17 protein-coding genes are annotated in these 17,919 nt (G+C 47.9%); 4 read left to right on the forward strand and 13 right to left on the reverse strand.

Annotated features, from left to right (window positions below; all coding sequences use genetic code 11):
* Positions 1-214: 214 nt before the first annotated feature.
* Positions 215-448: a 50S ribosomal protein L28 gene (gene rpmB / locus ACTHUG_RS07640; RefSeq protein WP_002216391.1), complete on the forward strand. Its 234-nt coding sequence runs from the start codon at positions 215-217 to the stop codon at positions 446-448.
* 30 nt (positions 449-478) lie between these two features.
* The gene (gene rpmG, locus ACTHUG_RS07645; RefSeq protein WP_003684373.1) at positions 479-634 is read left to right on the forward strand and encodes a 50S ribosomal protein L33; all 156 of its coding nucleotides are present in this window, start codon (positions 479-481) and stop codon (positions 632-634) included.
* A 228-nt stretch (positions 635-862) separates the two neighbouring features.
* On the opposite strand, the gene nqrM is transcribed toward rpmG, so the two are convergent.
* The 13 genes from nqrM to dusA all read right to left on the reverse strand — a co-directional run bounded on the left by nqrM (position 863) and on the right by dusA (position 13,091).
* Positions 863-1,084 (reverse strand): (Na+)-NQR maturation NqrM, encoded by a 222-nt coding sequence (nqrM, locus tag ACTHUG_RS07650; RefSeq protein WP_003680888.1) that lies wholly within the window; start codon positions 1,082-1,084, stop codon positions 863-865.
* 17 nt (positions 1,085-1,101) lie between these two features.
* Entirely contained in the window at positions 1,102-2,172 is a 1,071-nt protein-coding gene (locus tag ACTHUG_RS07655) for an FAD:protein FMN transferase (RefSeq protein ID WP_003748810.1), read from the reverse strand.
* A gap of 132 nt (positions 2,173-2,304) precedes the next feature.
* Entirely contained in the window at positions 2,305-3,522 is a 1,218-nt protein-coding gene (nqrF, locus tag ACTHUG_RS07660; protein WP_049336055.1) for an NADH:ubiquinone reductase (Na(+)-transporting) subunit F, read from the reverse strand.
* A 13-nt stretch (positions 3,523-3,535) separates the two neighbouring features.
* Complete coding sequence (gene nqrE / locus ACTHUG_RS07665) at positions 3,536-4,129, reverse strand: NADH:ubiquinone reductase (Na(+)-transporting) subunit E (RefSeq protein WP_003684365.1); 594 nt, start codon at positions 4,127-4,129, stop codon at positions 3,536-3,538.
* Between the two features lie 3 nt (positions 4,130-4,132).
* Positions 4,133-4,759 carry an NADH:ubiquinone reductase (Na(+)-transporting) subunit D gene (locus ACTHUG_RS07670; protein ID WP_036493003.1) on the reverse strand — a complete coding sequence of 209 codons (627 nt, stop codon included), beginning with the start codon at positions 4,757-4,759 and terminating at the stop codon, positions 4,133-4,135.
* Positions 4,759-5,535, reverse strand: coding sequence for a Na(+)-translocating NADH-quinone reductase subunit C (locus tag ACTHUG_RS07675; RefSeq protein WP_440386539.1), 777 nt, complete (start codon positions 5,533-5,535; stop codon positions 4,759-4,761). The genes ACTHUG_RS07670 and ACTHUG_RS07675 overlap by 1 nt, the downstream gene beginning before the upstream one ends.
* Complete coding sequence (locus tag ACTHUG_RS07680) at positions 5,528-6,760, reverse strand: NADH:ubiquinone reductase (Na(+)-transporting) subunit B (protein ID WP_440386540.1); 1,233 nt, start codon at positions 6,758-6,760, stop codon at positions 5,528-5,530. Before ACTHUG_RS07680 ends, ACTHUG_RS07675 begins: the two co-directional genes overlap by 8 nt.
* A gap of 2 nt (positions 6,761-6,762) precedes the next feature.
* Positions 6,763-8,106, reverse strand: coding sequence for a Na(+)-translocating NADH-quinone reductase subunit A (locus ACTHUG_RS07685; protein ID WP_440386541.1), 1,344 nt, complete (start codon positions 8,104-8,106; stop codon positions 6,763-6,765).
* Between the two features lie 336 nt (positions 8,107-8,442).
* Positions 8,443-9,861 (reverse strand): sodium:proton antiporter, encoded by a 1,419-nt coding sequence (locus ACTHUG_RS07690; protein ID WP_440386542.1) that lies wholly within the window; start codon positions 9,859-9,861, stop codon positions 8,443-8,445.
* A 442-nt stretch (positions 9,862-10,303) separates the two neighbouring features.
* Entirely contained in the window at positions 10,304-10,663 is a 360-nt protein-coding gene (locus ACTHUG_RS07695; RefSeq protein WP_049323898.1) for a YbaN family protein, read from the reverse strand.
* A 13-nt stretch (positions 10,664-10,676) separates the two neighbouring features.
* Positions 10,677-11,273, reverse strand: coding sequence for a DUF1415 domain-containing protein (locus tag ACTHUG_RS07700; protein WP_188213498.1), 597 nt, complete (start codon positions 11,271-11,273; stop codon positions 10,677-10,679).
* 117 nt (positions 11,274-11,390) lie between these two features.
* On the reverse strand, positions 11,391-11,873 hold the full coding sequence (locus tag ACTHUG_RS07705) for an Lrp/AsnC family transcriptional regulator (protein ID WP_003684427.1): 483 nt from the start codon (positions 11,871-11,873) through the stop codon (positions 11,391-11,393).
* A gap of 213 nt (positions 11,874-12,086) precedes the next feature.
* Positions 12,087-13,091, reverse strand: coding sequence for a tRNA dihydrouridine(20/20a) synthase DusA (dusA, locus tag ACTHUG_RS07710; protein ID WP_070843165.1), 1,005 nt, complete (start codon positions 13,089-13,091; stop codon positions 12,087-12,089).
* 218 nt (positions 13,092-13,309) lie between these two features.
* Between dusA and ACTHUG_RS07715 the strand changes: the two genes are divergently transcribed.
* Together ACTHUG_RS07715 and ACTHUG_RS07720 are read left to right on the forward strand one after the other, a co-directional pair.
* Positions 13,310-13,930, forward strand: a complete 621-nt coding sequence (locus ACTHUG_RS07715) for an L-threonylcarbamoyladenylate synthase (RefSeq protein WP_070583532.1) — start codon at positions 13,310-13,312, stop codon at positions 13,928-13,930.
* Positions 13,931-14,489: 559 nt separating this feature from the next.
* A partial coding sequence (locus ACTHUG_RS07720) for an ESPR-type extended signal peptide-containing protein (protein ID WP_440386543.1) occupies positions 14,490-17,919 on the forward strand: 3,430 nt, incomplete at its 3' end.

Here is a 17,919-nt window from a genome sequence, read left to right on the forward strand (position 1 = left end):
TTTATTTCGCCGACCAAACAAACGACAGATGATTTTTTTGAAGAAATCCGTTATAATTGAAAAGTTAAGGCTTTGCGAGATACCGTTTCGCAGATGCAACATATTGAGAAGGTTTATTTCCACAAATCCCGTTTTTTCAGTAAACGACTTGAACTGAAGGCGGATTTCGTGGTATAAATCGCGTTTTACTATTTTAGAAGTTTGGAGACTAACCATGGCACGAGTTTGCAAAGTGACCGGTAAGCGCCCGATGTCTGGCAATAACGTATCACACGCCAACAACAAAACCAAACGTCGTTTTTTGCCTAACTTGCAATCACGTCGTTTCTGGGTAGAAAGTGAAAACCGCTGGGTTCGCCTGCGCGTTTCTAACGCTGCATTGCGCACCATCGATAAAGTAGGCATTGATGTCGTATTGGCTGATTTGCGTGCTCGCGGCGAAGCTTAATTTAAACACCATTAATTAAGGATTACTGCAATGCGCGATAAAATCAAACTGGAGTCCAGTGCTGGTACTGGTCACTTCTACACAACTACTAAAAACAAACGTACTATGCCTGGCAAACTGGAAATCAAAAAATTTGACCCAGTAGCCCGTAAACACGTTATTTACAAAGAAACTAAATTGAAATAATCCGGTTTCTTCCAAGAAAAAGCTCCTGTTTTGCAGGAGCTTTTCTTTTTGTTTCATGATTGGTTTGGAGTGGTTTTGATTTAAACGGGTGTGCAAGATATTTTTGGATTGCTTTGGAAGAGGTAAAACAAAAGAGCGTGTATCCATAGGGTTCACGCTCTTTTGTTTTTCAGACGGCCTGATGGGGGATAAACAGCCTTGAGTTATGAATAAACATTCAACAAAGACTTAATGATCGACTTTGATGCCTTGATTATCGGAATGTTGTTTTTTATCCAGCTCTTTTTGCAAAGTATCGCATGGCGTGTCGCAATCGCACATTTTCTTCATGCCGAGAGAGGAAATGCCGCCGCAGCTGCCTTTGATGGTGCGTTTGGAGAAGATGTAGCCGACTGCCATGCCGAGGATGACAATGATAAAGATGCCGAAAGTCAGAAGGAGGGTTTTCATGTGTGTATTCCTGAAGGTTAGTTTAATAATTTCTTGAATGCGCTGGACATTTTAGTATGGTAGCCGCCTTGCGGGGTTCGGATGATAAGGAAAACGGCGAGATTTTCTTGCTCGGCAAGTTTAAGCGCTTCAGTTTCTCCGAGGACGAACAATCCGGTGGAAAGGCCGTCTGCAAGTGTGGCGTTTTCTGCTACTACGCTGATGGAAGCAAGGTTGTGGCTGATGGGTTGTTTGGTTTTAGGGTTGATGATATGGGAAAGGCGACGGCCTGACTTATCGACATGGAAAATGCGGTAGTCGCCGGACGTGGCCAGTGATTTATTGTCCAATGGAATGGTAATTTGAGTGGCGCCGCCTTGAACGATATTGGGTTGCTCGATGCCGATACGCCAAGGGTTGCCTTGCGCATTGCGGCCTTTGCCATGCAACTCGCCGCCGATTTCAACCAAATAATTGCCGATATTGAGTTTTTCAAGTTCGGCGGCGGTTTTATCTACACCAAAGCCTTTGGCAATGGAGGATAGATCCAAATAGACTTCGGGATGGGTCTTGGCAAGTGTGGGATGCTGTCCGTCTTGGGAAAGTTTGAGTTTGTCCGTACCGACCATTTCTGAAGCATGTTGGATTTCTTGTGCGGTCGGTTCGTGCGTGATTTCTTTTTGCGGGCCGAATCCCCAAAGGTTGACCAAAGGGCCGACGGTTACGTCCAGTGCGCCGTGCGTCAGTTTGTTTAAACGCAAGGCTTCACCGGTTACATAGGCAAAGTCTTGGGAAATGGGCATGGCCTGGTTGACGGTACGCAGCTGGTTGAATTGGCTGATTTCAGAATCGGTCTGGTAGGTAGACATTTGCCGATTGACTTCTTTAAGTGCATCATCAATGCGTTTTTGTATTTCGGCAGGGGAGGGGAGTTTGTCTTGGCCGTCTGAAAGGTATTTGACGGTATAGGTCGTGCCCATGGTCTCGCCTTGCAGAGTGATGGTTTGTTGTTGTTTTTCAGGTTGGCAGGCAGAGAGTGTAAATGCGGAAAAGATGGCAACGGTGCAACCGATTATTGGACGGTAAAACGAATTGGAAAGAAACGGCATAAGGGATTTGCGGATTATTTTTTGAAGCCTTTATTGTATCGTAAAAGAAAGGTTCAGGCCGTCTGAAAGTATGATTTTCAGACGGCCTGGCAATAAAAAAGGAAGAAACCGAAGTTTCTTCCTTTTTGTTGGTTAGCCGCCGAAATCGTCCAAGAGGATGTTTTCGTCTTCCACGCCCAAGTCTTTGAGCATTTTGATCACGGACTGGTTCATGATTGGAGGGCCGCACATGTAGAATTCGCAGTCTTCCGGTGCTTCGTGGTTTTTCAGGTGGTTTTCGTAAACCACGTTGTGGATGAATCCTGTGTAACCGTCCCAGTTGTCTTCAGGCAATGGGTCGGACAGGGCGACGTGCCATGTGAAGTTCGGGTACTCTGCCGCTAGTTGGTCGAAGTCTTCGACATAGAACATCTCGCGTTTAGAACGGGCACCATACCAGAAAGTAATCTTACGTTTGGAGTTCAAACGTTTCAGCTGGTCGAAAATGTGGGAACGCATCGGTGCCATACCTGCACCGCCGCCGATGAATACCATTTCAGCATCGGTATCTTTGGCGAAGAATTCGCCGAACGGACCGGAGATGGTTACTTTGTCGCCGGGTTTGAGCGACCAGATGTAGGACGACATTTGTCCCGGAGGCGCATCAGGTACGCGCGGAGGCGGCGTGGCGATACGCACGTTCAGCATGATGATGCCTTTCTCTTCTGGATATGAAGCCATAGAGTAAGCGCGCAAAATCGGCTCGTCCACTTTGGAAACGTATTGCCACAGATTGTATTTGTCCCAGTCTTCGTGGTATTCCTTAGGAATATCGAAGTCTTTGTAGGCAACGGTGTGCGGCGGAGCTTCAATTTGAATGTAGCCGCCGGCACGGAAAGGAACTTCTTCGCCTTCAGGAATGGCAAGCTTGAGTTCTTTAATGAACGTGGCTTTGTTGTCATTGGAGATGACAGTACATTCCCATTTTTTCACGCCGAACACTTCTTCCGGTACTTCGATGTCCATGTCGGTTTTGACGTTGACCTGACAAGACAGACGGCAGCCTTCGCGTGCTTCGCGTTTGCTGATGTGGGACAACTCGGTCGGCAGAATGTCGCCGCCGCCGCTTTTCACGACAACGCGGCATTGACCGCATGAGCCGCCGCCACCGCAGGCGGAGGGAACGAAAATACCTTGGCTGGCAAGCGCACCCAGCAGTTTGCCGCCGGCAGGCATCGTCAGTTCTTTTTCGTTATTGACTTTGATGGTGATGTTGCCTTCGCTCACCAACTTGGATTTGGCAAACAGAATCATCAGTGCCAAAACCAAGACGATGACGGTAAACATCACGATACCTAAAATAATCTCCATGCCGATTCCTTTCTTATAACTGGATGCCGGAGAACGACATAAACGCCATTGCCATCAGGCCGGCGGCGATAAAGGTAATGCCCAAGCCTTTGAGGCCTTTAGGGACATCCGAATATTTCATTTTTTCGGTGATGCCCGCCAAAGCGACAATAGCCAAAAGCCAGCCCAAGCCTGCGCCGAAACCGTATACAACGGACTCACCGAAGTTGTATTCGCGTTGCGCCATAAACGATACGGCACCGAAAATCGCGCAGTTTACGGTAATCAGGGGCAGGTAGATACCTAATGCGTTGTAGAGGGCAGGGACGAATTTGTCCAAGAACATTTCCAAGATCTGCACCAAAGCGGCAATCACGCCGATGAAGGTGATGAATTTCAGGAAGGTCAAATCCACGCCTTCAACCAGCGCACCGTCTTTCAGCAGCGAGTAAACGAGTTGGTTGGCAGGGACAGACAGGCCGAGTACGAAAGTGACGGCAACGCCCAAACCGAATGCAGTAGATACTTTTTTAGATACCGCCAAAAACGTACACATCCCCAAGAAGAAGGACAGTGCCATGTTTTCCAGAAAGACGGATTTTACAAAGAGGCTTAAGTAATGTTCCATGTGTTATTTCTCCGCCTGTTCAGGTTTCCAAGTGCGCAGACCCCATACCAAGAAACCGATGATGAAGAACGCGCTGGGAGCGAGCAGGAACAAGCCGTTGGTTTGATACCAGCCGCCATCTTGTACGGTTTGGAAAATGGTGTAGCCAAAGAGCTTGCCAGATCCGATCAGTTCGCGGATGGTTGCGATAATGATCAACATCATGCCGTAACCTGCGCCGTTGCCGATACCGTCAACCAAGCTTTCCAGCGGCGGCTCTTTCATGGCGAATGCTTCAGCACGGCCCATCACGATACAGTTGGTAATAATCAGGCCGACGAATACGGAGAGCTGTTTTGACAGTTCATAGGCAAAGGCCTGAAGCAGTTGGTCAACCAGCGTTACCAAAGAGGCAACAATCGCCATTTGCACAATAATACGGATGCTGTTGGGGATGTAGTTGCGTACCAAAGAAATGAAAAAGCTGGAAAAACCGGTTACCAAACTCACGGAAATACCCATCACGATGGCCGTCTGAAGCTTGGTGGTAACCGCCAAAGCCGAACAAATCCCCAAAACCTGCAAGGCAATCGGGTTGTTGTCGATAAAGGGTGAAAACATCAAATATTTCAAGCGTTTCATGTCAGCCATTATTGTGCTCCTGCTGATTTCAATTTGTTCAGGTAGGGGATATAGCCGTTTTCGCCGAACCAGTAGGCGAACGAACCTTGCACGCCTTTAGATGTCAGCGATGCGCCGGAGAGGGCATCTACGCCGTGTTCTTTGTCCGCACTTGCGCCTTTGCCGACATGCAGGGCGAGTTTGCCTTGTTCGTCAAACAGTTTTTTACCGACGAATTTTTGTTGCCACAACGGATTGCCGATTTCGCCGCCCAAGCCCGGGGTTTCGCCTTGGTCGTAGTAAGTGATGCCGTTGATGGTGTTGCCGTCGGGTTGGATGGCGACAAAGCCGTACATAACAGACCACAAACCGTTGCCATGCATAGGCAGGATGATTTGGCTGACTTTGCCGTCATCGCCTTTTACCAGATAAACCTCGGTGTATTTGGCACGGCTCTTGATACCTGCCAAATCGTCTTCGGGTTTGATTTGGATGCTTTGGGCAGGGTCTTTGCCTGCGATGCGCGCGCTGAAGTCTTTCGGCGCATCTTTCACGTATTCGCCGGTTGCCAAATCGACAACGCGTTGCTCGATACGCTCGGCAAAGGTTTTGCTGATGTCGGTGTTTTTATCCATCAAACCGGCTACGCTCAGGATATAGCCTTGTTTGTCTTGGAGTTTTTGTTTCTCTTGGATGGGTTTCAAGCCGACGACCGCACCGGCAACGATGATGGAACAAATCAGGCTGACAACCAATACCACAATCAGCGTGCCGCTGAAGCTGTCTTTATCGAATTTCTTAGCCATTGCTGCGCGCCTTTCTGCGTTTGATGTTCGCTTGTGCGACGAAATAGTCGAAAATCGGGGCAAACAGGTTGGCAAACAGAATCGCCAACATCATGCCTTCGGGGTAAGCAGGGTTGACCACGCGGATCAATACGCACATCACACCAATCAGCGCGCCGTACCACCATTTGCCGACATTGGTAAAGGAAGCGGAAACAGGGTCGGTCGCCATAAACAGCATACCGATGGCAAAGCCGCCGACAACCAGATGCCAATACCAAGGCATGCTGAACATCGGATTGGTGTCCGAACCGATGAAGTTAAACAGCGAAGACATGGTAATCATACCGATCATCACGCCGGCAATAATGCGCCAAGAAGCGATGCGGGCAAACACGATAAACGCGCCGCCGATTAAAAGCGCCAAAGTAGATACTTCGCCGATAGAACCGGGTAAGTTGCCGATAAACGCATCCATCCAAGTGATGGATTTACCGGTAACGGCATTTTGCAGGCCGTCAGCACCGTGTGCTGCCCATTGAGCGAGCGCGGTTGCGCCGGAATAGCCGTCAACCGCCGTCCAAACGGTGTCGCCGGTAATGTTGGCAGGGTAGGCAAAGAACAAGAAGGCACGGCCTGCCAGCGCAGGGTTCATAAAGTTTTTACCCGTACCGCCGAACACCTCTTTTGCAACCACCACGCCGAAGGTAATACCCAGGGCGGCCTGCCACAGCGGCAGGGTAGGCGGAACGATTAAGGCGAACAAAATCGAAGTCACGAAGAAACCCTCGTTGATTTCGTGTTTGCGCACGGTGGCGAACAAAACTTCCCAAAAACCGCCGACGATAAATACGGTCGCGTAAATCGGCAGGAAGTAAATTGCGCCGAACAGCATTTTGCCCAACACGCCTGCTTCAGACGACATATTGATGCCCAAAGCGTTGGCAAGGGCGTAATGCCAGTCGTTGGCGATGTTTTGTTGCAACAAATCGGGCGTTAACGCACCGAATGCCTGTACGCCGACGTTGTACATGCCGTAGAACATGGCAGGGAACAGAGCCAGCCACACCAAGATCATCATGCGCTTGGAGTCGAGCGCGTCGCGGACGTGTGCCGCTTTGCGCGTTACCGCGCCGGATGTGTAGAAAATCGTCGCCGCAGCTTCGTAGAGGGCATACCATTTTTCATGTTTGCCGCCCGGCAGGAAGTGCGGTTCGATTTTTTCAAGAAAATGTTTCAAGCCCATAATCAGCCTTCCTTCTCAATGGTTTCCAGCACCTTGCGCAACAGCGGGCCGTATTCGTATTTGCCCGGGCAGACGAAGCTGCACAAAGCGAGGTCTTCTTCGTCCAATTCCAAGCAACCCAATGCCTGCGCGCTGTCGGTATCGCCGACGATTAAATCGCGCAAAAGCAAGGTGGGCAGGATGTCCAGCGGCATCACGCGCTCGTAAGTGCCGATCGGTACCATGGCGCGGTCGCCGCCGTTGACGGCTGTGTTGAACTTGAAGAGTTTGTTTTTCAGGAAATGACCGAGGGTTGTGCGCGTGATGGAGTATTTGTCCGGCTGCGGCGCAACCCAGCCGAACAGCTCTTTGTTGCGGCCTTCTTCGATAACGGAAATCTGATTGTGGTAGCGGCCGAGGTAATCGTGCGCGCCTTGCGCAATCGCGCCATTCAATACCGAGCCGGAAATCACACGGTTGTCTGCATCAACCAATTCGCCGGCGGTAATTTGCGATACTTTTGCACCCAAAACGGTACGCAAAAGGCGCGGTTTGTTGACTTGAGAGCCACCCAAGGCAATCACGCGCTCGGTGTTCAGACGGCCTGTGGTAAACAAACGTCCGATGGCAATCACGTCTTGATAATTGATGGTCCAAACGGTTTTATTCGCGCCGACTGGCTCGATGAAATGAATGTGCGTACCGCTCAAACCGGCAGGATGCGGGCCGCTGAATTCATGTGTTTCGATGTTGGCAGCGTTTGCAGACGGCACATTCGCACCGGCTGCTTTGCACACATGGATTTTACGCTCGGTCAGGCGGCTCAATACCAACAGGCCGTGTTTGAAGTCTTCGGCGGCTTCTTTGATGATAACCGTAGGATCGGCAGCCAGGGGATTGGTGTCCATTGCATTGACGAAGATGGCGAACGGCTCGGCATCGACGGCAGGGATTTTGCTGAACGGACGGGTGCGCAGCGCAGTCCACAAACCGGATTGAATCAGGTTGCGGCGCACTTCTTCGTTGCTCAATTTTGCCAACGCTTCAGGTGCGTAGCGTTCGAACTCGATTTCGTCGTTGCCTTCAACGGCAATCACGACTGACTGAAGTACGCGCTTTTCGCCACGGTGAATCGCGGCGATTTTGCCTGAAGCCGGCGCGGTAAATACTACGCCCGGATTCTTTTTGTCTTCAAACAACACTTGGCCTTTTTTGACGGCTTCGCCTTCCTTGATTTTCATCGAGGGGCGCATGCCGACATATTCTTCGCCAAGCAACGCGACTTCGGTGATGGCCGGACCGTCATAAATGACTTGCTCCGGTCTGCCCGCGATGGGCAGGTCTAAGCCTTTTTTTATCTTAATCATAAGGATGCGTTACTTTTTGGTGGGTTGATATTCGGATGTCGGATTATTTTTTCAGACGGCATGTAATGCTTTGAAACAAAGGACGGGCCGTCTGAAAAAAGCAGAGGTTTGCTATAAAAACAACGAATAAACGCAAACAGCAAAGCTTTAGATTCTATCAGGTATGGGCCGTTTTATGTCAGTTTTACGCTTATTTTTACGGGAAAAGTGGGAAAAAAGTAGGGATATGTAATGAAATGTTAAAGCGGAAAAATTTTAACTGATTGATATTTAAGAATTATGTTTGCTGATTTGTTAGAAAATAAAAGGCCGTCTGAATTTCAGACGGCCTTAAGTTTAAAAGAGCTGCCAAACGAAGAAAATCATCGTATGCAGGGCAAACAGCGGTATCAATACAATCACCGACCATGCCATATAGCCGAAGAAAGAGGGCATCGGTACGCCGCGCTGCTCGGCAATGGCTTTGACCATGAAGTTCGGCGCATTACCGATATAAGTGAGCGCGCCCATGAATACGGAACCCATGGATACTGCCAGCAGTGAATGGAACAGATGGCCTGTCATCAAGGCTTGGGCATCGCCACCGGCCATATTGAAGAACACCAAATAAGTCGGCGCGTTATCCAAGAATGCCGACAAAATGCCGCTCATCCAGAAATACATCACATTAATCGGGTTGCCTGCCGCGTCGTGAACCAGAGACACGACAGCGCCCAGTGCGCCTGCTTCACCGGCTTTCAAAATCGCCAAGACGGGCGAAATGGTAATAAAGATACCCAAAAACAGTTTGCCCACTTCGGCAATCGGCTCGAAGTTGAACTCATTGCCTGCGCGTACTTGTTTGGGCGTAATAATCCAAGATACGGCGGTCAGAGCCAGCAAAATACCATCGCGTGCCAAGTTTTGCAGTGCATAGTGGCTGCCCAAAATCTCGAAACCCGGATGATTCGGCTGCCACAAGCCGGAGAGCAAAACTGCGCCGACTACACCTGCCAGCAACAGGAAATTCCATTTGCCGTAAATTTTGACTTTCTCTTCGGTTTCGGTAGAAGCAGGGACAAGGTGTTCGCGTTGTTCACGATGAAAATGTCTGCTGTCGATGATGTAGAAAACAGTCAGCAAAACCACGGAACTGATCAACACAGGCATCAGCATGTGTTTGACGGTCCACATGAAATCTACGCCTTTCAGGAAACCCAAAAACAGCGGAGGATCGCCCAACGGCGTCAAGCCGCCGCCGATATTCGCCACCAAGAAAATGAAGAAAATCACGATGTGAACACGATAGTAGCGATTATGGTTGGCTTTTAAAAGCGGGCGAATCATCAACATCGCCGCGCCTGTCGTGCCCATGACGGATGACAAAGCCGTACCGACTGCCAACAGGGTGGTGTTTAATTTCGGCGAGCCATGCAAGTCGCCGCTGACAAAAATACCGCCCGAAATGGTATAGAGTGCCAAAAGCAGCAGGATAAACGGAATATATTCTTCAACCAACGCATGGGCAACGGTATGTACGCCGGCGCTGAAACCAAAGGTTACGATAAACGGCGTTAAAAACAGCAGCGTCCAAAACGCGGTAATTTTGCCGAAATGGTGGTGCCAAATACGGGAGAAAAGCAGAGGTCCGAGTGCGATAGACAAGAGAATCAGGGCAAACGGCAGCCCCCAAAGCAGGCTGGCGGACGAGCCGTCAAAATCGGATGCTGCTGCCGGGAAGGCGGCAAGCAGCAGTAAAAACGAGAGGTAGCGCATAGTATTTCCTTTTTATTCTGTTGCGCCGTTAGGAACTTTGTTGAGAAAGTACGGCGGTGAAATATTCAGGCCGTCTGAAAATATCCAGACGAACTGCGCGGTTGTGTCAGGGGAAAGTATAACGCAAAGCAAGTGTTAAGGGACGGTTTAGGGTGTTGGAATCAAAAGAAATGTTGATACAAATAAAGAAATAAAAGGGAGGGAAGTAGTCGAAAGTAGTAGAAAAGTGGTTTTGAAACAGGGGTTTGAATTTTTAATAATAATCCTATCAGAAAAACAATTTAGATTAATTTTAGCTAAAATTTACATTTGATTGAATAAATAAAGGCCGTCTGAAAAAATGAGGGTTGAATAGGGTGTTTTAGGCCTTATTGATTGTTTTGATGGATAAATTGGGTATGAAAACAAAAACAGGTGAGCGAAAATGCCCACCTGCTTTATTTTATGCTTCCGGCCGCAGCCACATCCACACGGCCACGCAGCTGCAACAGATTGACGATATGACACCGATCCACCAGCGTTCCGGAAACCGCCAAAACATCAACAGGCAAGAAAAGGTCATCATGCCGATAGCGAAAAACTTTGCTTTGCGCGGCACGGCACCGTTGTTTTCCCAATTTTGTATGATGGGGCCGAAATAGCGGTGATGATAGAGCCAATTGTGAAAGCGTGGCGAAGCCTGTGCCCAGCAAGTAGCGGTCAATAAAATGAAAGGCGTAGTCGGCAGAAATGGCAGGAAAATGCCGATAATACCCAAGACAAGCGACAATGCGCCGCAAAAAATCAATAGATGACGAACCATCTTCCATCACCAATTAGTTGTTTTCAGACGGCTTGTGATGCGGAAATGGACAACGCGGAATGTCCAACTTATCCCAGCCCTCATGCCCCATTTTTTCCAGCAGCGCAATATTGCGGTCAAAAATTGCCGAGGCATCGGGAAACGCTTCAGCCGCTTTGGCAATGCTGTCTTCACGAATCAGGTGTAAAGTCGGGTAGGGCGAGCGGTTGGTGTAGTTGCTGATGTCGTCGGCTTCTGTGCCTTCAAATTGAAAATCAGGATGGAACGGCGCAATTTGGACAATACCTTCCAATTCGTTTTCTACAACGGCATCATCGGCGATTTCCAACATTTGGTTGAAGGTTTCAAAATCAGGGAACAGCGTTGGATGAACCAGTAAAGTGGTTTCCAATTCCGAAGCGGGCGTATTGCCCAGAAGCTGCAATTCACGATCCAAGTCTTCAAGGAAACCGTCCAAATGACGGGCTTCGCTGACAACGATGCGAACCAGGTTTTTAACGTGCGGCGCTTTGGCAAACGGGCAGAGATTTAGGCCGATAACGGCTTTTTCCAGCCATTGTTTGGTATGTTCTGAAACAGTATGGGCGTCAAGATGGGCAGTGTCAGTCATGGTAAAAGCTTATGTGAATTATTCTTAAAAAGTATACAAGTGTATGGATGTGAACGCAAACCATAGAAATTTAAAAGGCCGTCTGAACAACAGACGGCCTTCATCAGTTTCAAATCATCAATCTTGAACCAAATGAACCAAAGGCAGAGCGGTCGTGTTTTTAATTTCTTTCAACACAAAACTCGATTGCGCATCTTGCACGCCGTGGTGCGAAAGCAGCGTGTCCAAAACAAAATGGGAAAACGCGTTCATATCGGTAAAAAACGCATGGAGCAGGTAGTCGGTTTCACCCGTTAACGCAAAGCAGCTCAATACTTCCGGCCAAGCGCGGACAGATTCGGAAAAATCCTCGCGCGCATCTTTTGCCTTGCTAATCGATACACGGATAAAAGCCTGCAAACCCAAGCCCAAAGAAACAGGGGAAAGCTGGGCGGCGTATTTTTGAATGATGCCCGCATCTTCAAGCTGCTTGAGACGGCGCAGGCAGGGAGAAGGAGAGAGTGCCACCTTTTCAGAAAGCTCAACATTGCTCAACCGCCCGTTTTCCTGCAAAACCTGCAGAATCTTTAAATCCGTTTTATCTAAATTCAGATGAGGCATGATGTTTCTCCCAATGTAGGCAATGTATGTTTTAAAAATGAAAAATGCTTAAAAATAAAGACTTGTATGGTTAAATTATATATTGAGTTCAGATGGGCGACAAATTGTCTTATCAGGAGTGTTGCGAATTTGTTTTATGTAGTGGTGAAAAGACGAGAGCCGTCTGAAAACGGATGTTTCAGACGGCCTTTCATTTATTCGCACTATATGGCATTAGTCCCAAATATTTGCGCGTTCGACTTCTTTCCATGCGTCTAGAATCAGGCTGCCGTCGTTGTCTTTCAGCAAGGCGGCATCTGAGAGCATACGGCGCCAAGTGCGGGCATTTTTTAGGCCGTGCATCAAGCCTAGGGCATGGCGGACGATGTGGCGTAGGATGGTGCCGCGTCCTGAGGCGATTTGTTCGCGGCTGTATGCGTATAGCCAAGCTGCTAAATCTGCGTATTGGATTGGTGCGTGTGTGTCGTTGTAAAACAGTACATCCCAATTGCGCATCAGCATTGGATTATGATAAGCCTCGCGCCCGATCATGACCCCATCGACAAATTTCAGATGTTCGGCGATTTCTTCGTTGGTGGTGATGCCGCCGTTAATCAAAATTTCCAAGTCGGGAAAATTTTGTTTTAAGCGATAGACGTATTCATATTTGAGTGGCGGGACTTCGCGGTTTTCTTTCGGGGATAAACCGTCTAACCAAGCATTACGCGCATGGACGATAAATGTGCGGCAGGCTGTTTTTTTGTGTAATGTTCCCACAAAATCTGCTACGACTTGATATTCTGTTTGTCTGTCTACACCGATGCGGTGTTTGACCGTCACCGGAATTTCAACTGCATCCTGCATCGCGTTCAAACAATCTGCCACTAAATCTACATCATTCATCAGGCAAGCGCCGAAAGCGCCTTTTTGAACGCGTGGGCTGGGGCAGCCGCAATTTAGGTTGACTTCATTATAGCCATACGCTTCAGCCGCTTTGGTAGCGATTGCCAAGTCATGCGGATCTGAGCCGCCAAGCTGTAAAGCTACCGGTTGCTCGCCTTCGTTGAAACTCAAAAAGCGGTCTTTATCTCCGTAAACCACTGCGCCTGAATTGACCATTTCGCTATAAAGCCAAGCATTGCGTGTAATTTGTCGCGCCATAAAGCGATAGTGTCGGTCTGTCCAATCGAGCATGGGGGCAACAGACAAGCGGCGGGAAGGTAGGGAAGAAGCAGGCATTGAGATGACTTTCAAACAAAATAACGCATTATATAGTGTATTAAATTGACTTTCGATATTAGCCGGTAAATCAAAATTGTATATAAGGTATCACTGGGTGCAGCCGTGTTGTAGCAGAGGCTAAATCCATTCATGGTGGTGGAAATCCAATATTCAGACGGCCAAATAAGTTTTAAAATGTCAAACAACAAACCATTAGAATGATAAGGAAAAAAAACATGGCACAATTTTTCGCCATCCATCCCGATAATCCCCAAGACCGCCTCATCAAACAAGCCGCCGATATTGTCCGCAGTGGCGGTGTCATCGTTTACCCTACGGATTCCTGCTATGCGCTGGGTTGCAAACTAGGCGACAAAACCGCGATGGAGCGCATTCTCACAATCCGCAAAATCGATCAAAAACACCATCTGACCTTGATGTGTGCCGATTTGAGCGAATTGGGTACTTACGCCAAAGTAGATAATGCCCAATTCCGCCAGCTTAAAGCAGCTACGCCCGGCAGCTACACCTTTATCTTGCAGGCAACCAAAGAAGTACCCAATCGCACGCTTCATCCCAAGCGCAAAACCATCGGCCTGCGTGTTCCCAATAACGCTACTGCCTTGGCGCTTTTGCAAGAATTGGGCGAACCTATTTTAAGTTGCACCCTCATGCTGCCCGAAGACGACGAGCCATTGACCGATCCATACGAAATCCGAGACTGTCTTGAGCATGCTGTTGATTTGGTTATTGATGGTGGCTGGTGCGGTACTGAGCCGACGACGGTTATCGATATGACCGATGGTACCGAGCTGATTCGTCAAGGCAAGGGCGATATTGCCGTATTCGGTTTGTAAAACCACCCGCGTTTGTATAAGTAGGGATATGCGTGTTCTTTCTATTATGTATTAAAAGCATATTGCCGATTTTATTGATAGCTTAAAAACCAAATTATTCAATGTAAGTAGTTGTTCAATATCATTTCATTAAAGGCCGTCTGAAACATTTCAGACGGCCTTTTTCTTTCGTTTTTTAATAAATAATATTTTAAATAATTGGCATATGAGTTGCATGATTACTGTACTTGCTTATGACTTGTCAATGGAATACAACAAACCGCTTATCAATAGAAACATGGCTGAAACCCTTTTGATGATTGGTTTTTTGGTTGAAAGCCGTAATTTCATTTAGAAATTAAAGATAATCGGTTGATATTTCTGACTAGCGGATATTTAGTAAGTATGAAATACTATTTCATTTCGAGATAGTGAAAGACCTAAATTTCGTCTTAAAGTGACAATAAACGTCAGCTCGAAGCAAGCATTTTGCAGGGAAATCCTCCGCAATAGATTTTTTAAAGTAGCGTCATGCTCACGCCTACGCTTTTACTCATCATAAAAAGAGAAAGACACACTAATGAATAAGATATTTAAAGTCGTTTGGAACCGTACGATTCAATCTTTCGTTGTAACGTCCGAATTAGCCAAAGGCCGTGTGAAATCGTCCGCAGAACAAAACAGTACAGATGTATCTGCCGAATCCGGTAAAAATGGTATTGCGACAGTTTTCAGATTGACAGTAATTTCGGCAGCTCTTTTGGGTGCAGGTAATTCGTATGCGGCAACTGCTCAACAAGGAAAAATTGCGGTTGATCCTCCGACCAGTGCTACTGCGGTTAGTGGTGCAACAGCGACCGGTATTGGTGCCCTGTCAGTAGGAGCATCAGCCAATGCTACGGCTAATGGTGCAGTTGCGGTAGGTACGAGTGCAAATGCAACACATAATAACAGCCTTGCTGTTGGTACAAATGCCAAAGCTACTCAAAATCATGCTGTTGCGATGGGTGCAGATACAAGTGCAAGTAGTTCAAATGCAACAGCGATAGGTAAAAGTGCCAATGCTGTTTCTGCAGATTCAACAGCATTGGGTGCAGATTCCAAAGCAAATGGTACGCAAGCGACAGCGGTAGGTAAGAATGCTCTTGCCAATAATACGAACACAACAGCATTGGGTAATTCGGCGCAAGCATTTGGTATAGGCTCAATGGCTTTGGGCCAATCCAGCACATCAAGAGGTCAAGACGGCATTGCAATTGGCAGCGGCAGTCAGGCTGCAGCCAATGCGCAAAATGCCATTGCAATCGGTACCAATGCAGTGGGTTATCAAAGTGAGTCTATCGCCATAGGTAATTCAGCCCAAGCTCAAACTGGAAATACCATTGCCATCGGTAAAAGTGCAGTGGCAAATTCTCCAGCTTCGGGTAATGCAGCATCAAGTGCTATTGCACTTGGTGCAGACGCGAATGCAACCGGACTTGGTACGATTGCTATTGGACGTGCATCTGGAGTTCTTTCGCAAAATATTATGAATGTGAATGTAACGCACAATAATATTGCTATTGGTAATACGGCTCGAGTAGGCGATTCAAGTAGTTCTAAGATAACCCAGTCTATTGCTATTGGTTCAGGTAACCGTGTTGATCCACAGGGCAGACCTGAGGGTGCGTGGGCAAAGGGAGACCAATCTATTGCGGTTGGCGGCAATGTCTTGGCTAATGGTAATTCATCTGTTGCTATTGGTGGTGATGATTTAGATTCGGTAGGTAGTACTCGATATTCTGGCAATGCAACGGATAAATTCATCAAATATAATGAAAAAGGTGCAAAGACCGGTGAATATACGCTGAGCGGTAAAAGTCTGCGTGATATTTATAAAGAGATGACTGGTGATACGATGAATCACGGTTCTTATGGTAATACTATTGCCGGTCAAGGTTCTGTTGCATTAGGTGTGCAGTCTAATTCATCTGCCGATTTGTCTCTGGCTATCGGTACCAAATCTCAGGCCACTGCCTTTGGCGGTGTAGCTTTGGGTACAGGTGCAAAAGCAACTTTGCTGAACTCTGTAGCTTTGGGTACGGCTTCTAAAACCGATAAAGAAGGTCGGGCATACGTTCAACGCGAAATTATGGGTGTAACCTACACTTGGGCAGGCGGTCAAACTACCGATGCCGGTGATGTTGTGTCTGTTGGTTCTCAAGGTTACGAACGCCAAATTATCAATGTATCCCCTGGCGATATTTCTGCTACTTCTACTGATGCCATCAACGGCTCTCAACTTTATGGCGTATTGAATGCGCTTGAACGCGTTCGTTATTTTTCTGTTAAGTCAGAAGAAGGCAAAACTGACGGTACGAAAAACTGGAATAATGATGGCGCAAAAGCAACCAATTCGATTGCCATCGGACCGAATGCGGCAACAAGTACAGGTGCGACGGGTAGTGTTTCCTTGGGCCATAATGCCAACGTACTTGGTTCGTCTTCTGTTGCCGTTGGCCCAAATGCAACTGTAACTTCAGGAACTGTGGGAGCCGTGGCTTTAGGCTCTAATGCCAATTCCCGCGGTACAGGCTCTATTGCCATAGGTTTGAACACAGAAAATGATCGCAATTACTCTATAGTCGTCGGTGCTCACAGTAGAGCCAACTACGAAAATGCAACTGTTGTCGGTGCAAGGGCAGCAGCACAAAATAACGGTACGGCAATGGGCTATTTGTCAAATGCAGTCGGTGATGATTCTGTTGCAATTGGTCATCAGGCGCAGACAATGCAAGCTTATTCTATCGCCATTGGTAAGCAGGCAAACAGTTCAGGCCTTTATTCCACCGCTATTGGTTCCTCAGCCCAAGCTGCCGGGCAGAATAGTTTTGCCGGCGGTAATAATGCAAAAGCGACTGGAAGCGATTCAGTTGCGTTGGGTAATGGTGCGACGACTACGGTTGGTAGCTCTGTTGCATTGGGCAATGGTGCTGTTGGCACTGCCAATAATTTTGATGCAACAGCTAAAAATGCCTCATTCAAAAACGATAGCGGCGCTGCGACCAATGTCAGCTATGCTGCTTCTTCATCCTCTAAAACAGGCGCGGTTTCTGTAGGCAGCGCAGGCAATGAACGCCAAATCCAGAATGTTGCCGCAGGCCGTATTTCCGCCACTTCAACCGATGCAGTTAATGGTAGCCAACTGTACACAGTTATGAACAATGTTGGACACAATATCCAACAAAACGGTACAGACAAATCCCGTATCAATAACAACGGTACAGTCAACTACGCTAATGGCAACTTGACGACCGTTGCAGTTACCGATGGCGAGAATGCATCAAAAGTTCAAATCAACGTCACTCAAGGCACATTGTCTGTCAATAATAATGGCACAGTGTCCGCACCGACTGCCGGTGTAGCGACTGCTGGTGATGTAGCCAATGCCATCAATAATGCCAAAACCACAACCAATGTAGCGGCAGGCAGCAACACGCACGTTAATAAAACAACTTCAGGCAAAGAAACCACTTATACCGTCAGCGCAGATAAAGCAACTGTACAAGTTTCCAATGCTTTGAATTTGACCTCCAATACTACAACTGCATCCGATGGCGCAGTCACAACTAATTACAGTATCGATCTCGCTCAAAGCACTAAAGATAACATCCAAAAAGGCGTAGATGCCAAAACCACCGTTGACAGCAAAGGCCTGACCTTCAACGGCGACAACGGCAGCACCAATATCGAAAAACTCGGCTCCACCGTGACCGTTGCCGGCGACGACAACATCACCACCGAAGCCCAAGACGATAAAGTGACCGTTAAGCTGAAAAAAGACCTGGTAGTGAACAGCGTCGAAGCCGGCGACACCACCGTGAACAACGACGGTGTGAAAGTTGCAGGCGGTCCTAGCCTGACCAAGTCCGGTATCGATGCCGCCGGTAACAAAGTGACCAACGTGGCCGACGGCGACCTCAATGCCAACAGCAAAGACGCCGTTAACGGCAGCCAACTGTTTGCGACCA

It is taken from the genome of Neisseria sp. P0022.S009 (genome assembly GCF_051956675.1).
GTDB lineage: Bacteria > Pseudomonadota > Gammaproteobacteria > Burkholderiales > Neisseriaceae > Neisseria.

Excerpts from the sequence above, each read along its gene's own strand:
- rpmB (WP_002216391.1), top strand. The coding sequence starts at position 215 with ATGGCACGAGTTTGCAAAGTGACCGGTAAGCGCCCGATGTCTGGCAAT.
- rpmG (WP_003684373.1), top strand. The coding sequence starts at position 479 with ATGCGCGATAAAATCAAACTGGAGTCCAGTGCTGGTACTGGTCACTTC.
- nqrM (WP_003680888.1), bottom strand. The coding sequence starts at position 1,084 with ATGAAAACCCTCCTTCTGACTTTCGGCATCTTTATCATTGTCATCCTC.
- ACTHUG_RS07655 (WP_003748810.1), bottom strand. The coding sequence starts at position 2,172 with ATGCCGTTTCTTTCCAATTCGTTTTACCGTCCAATAATCGGTTGCACC.
- nqrF (WP_049336055.1), bottom strand. The coding sequence starts at position 3,522 with ATGGAGATTATTTTAGGTATCGTGATGTTTACCGTCATCGTCTTGGTT.
- nqrE (WP_003684365.1), bottom strand. The coding sequence starts at position 4,129 with ATGGAACATTACTTAAGCCTCTTTGTAAAATCCGTCTTTCTGGAAAAC.
- ACTHUG_RS07670 (WP_036493003.1), bottom strand. The coding sequence starts at position 4,759 with ATGGCTGACATGAAACGCTTGAAATATTTGATGTTTTCACCCTTTATC.
- ACTHUG_RS07675 (WP_440386539.1), bottom strand. The coding sequence starts at position 5,535 with ATGGCTAAGAAATTCGATAAAGACAGCTTCAGCGGCACGCTGATTGTG.
- ACTHUG_RS07680 (WP_440386540.1), bottom strand. The coding sequence starts at position 6,760 with ATGGGCTTGAAACATTTTCTTGAAAAAATCGAACCGCACTTCCTGCCG.
- ACTHUG_RS07685 (WP_440386541.1), bottom strand. The coding sequence starts at position 8,106 with ATGATTAAGATAAAAAAAGGCTTAGACCTGCCCATCGCGGGCAGACCG.
- ACTHUG_RS07690 (WP_440386542.1), bottom strand. The coding sequence starts at position 9,861 with ATGCGCTACCTCTCGTTTTTACTGCTGCTTGCCGCCTTCCCGGCAGCA.
- ACTHUG_RS07695 (WP_049323898.1), bottom strand. The coding sequence starts at position 10,663 with ATGGTTCGTCATCTATTGATTTTTTGCGGCGCATTGTCGCTTGTCTTG.
- ACTHUG_RS07700 (WP_188213498.1), bottom strand. The coding sequence starts at position 11,273 with ATGACTGACACTGCCCATCTTGACGCCCATACTGTTTCAGAACATACC.
- ACTHUG_RS07705 (WP_003684427.1), bottom strand. The coding sequence starts at position 11,873 with ATGCCTCATCTGAATTTAGATAAAACGGATTTAAAGATTCTGCAGGTT.
- dusA (WP_070843165.1), bottom strand. The coding sequence starts at position 13,091 with ATGCCTGCTTCTTCCCTACCTTCCCGCCGCTTGTCTGTTGCCCCCATG.
- ACTHUG_RS07715 (WP_070583532.1), top strand. The coding sequence starts at position 13,310 with ATGGCACAATTTTTCGCCATCCATCCCGATAATCCCCAAGACCGCCTC.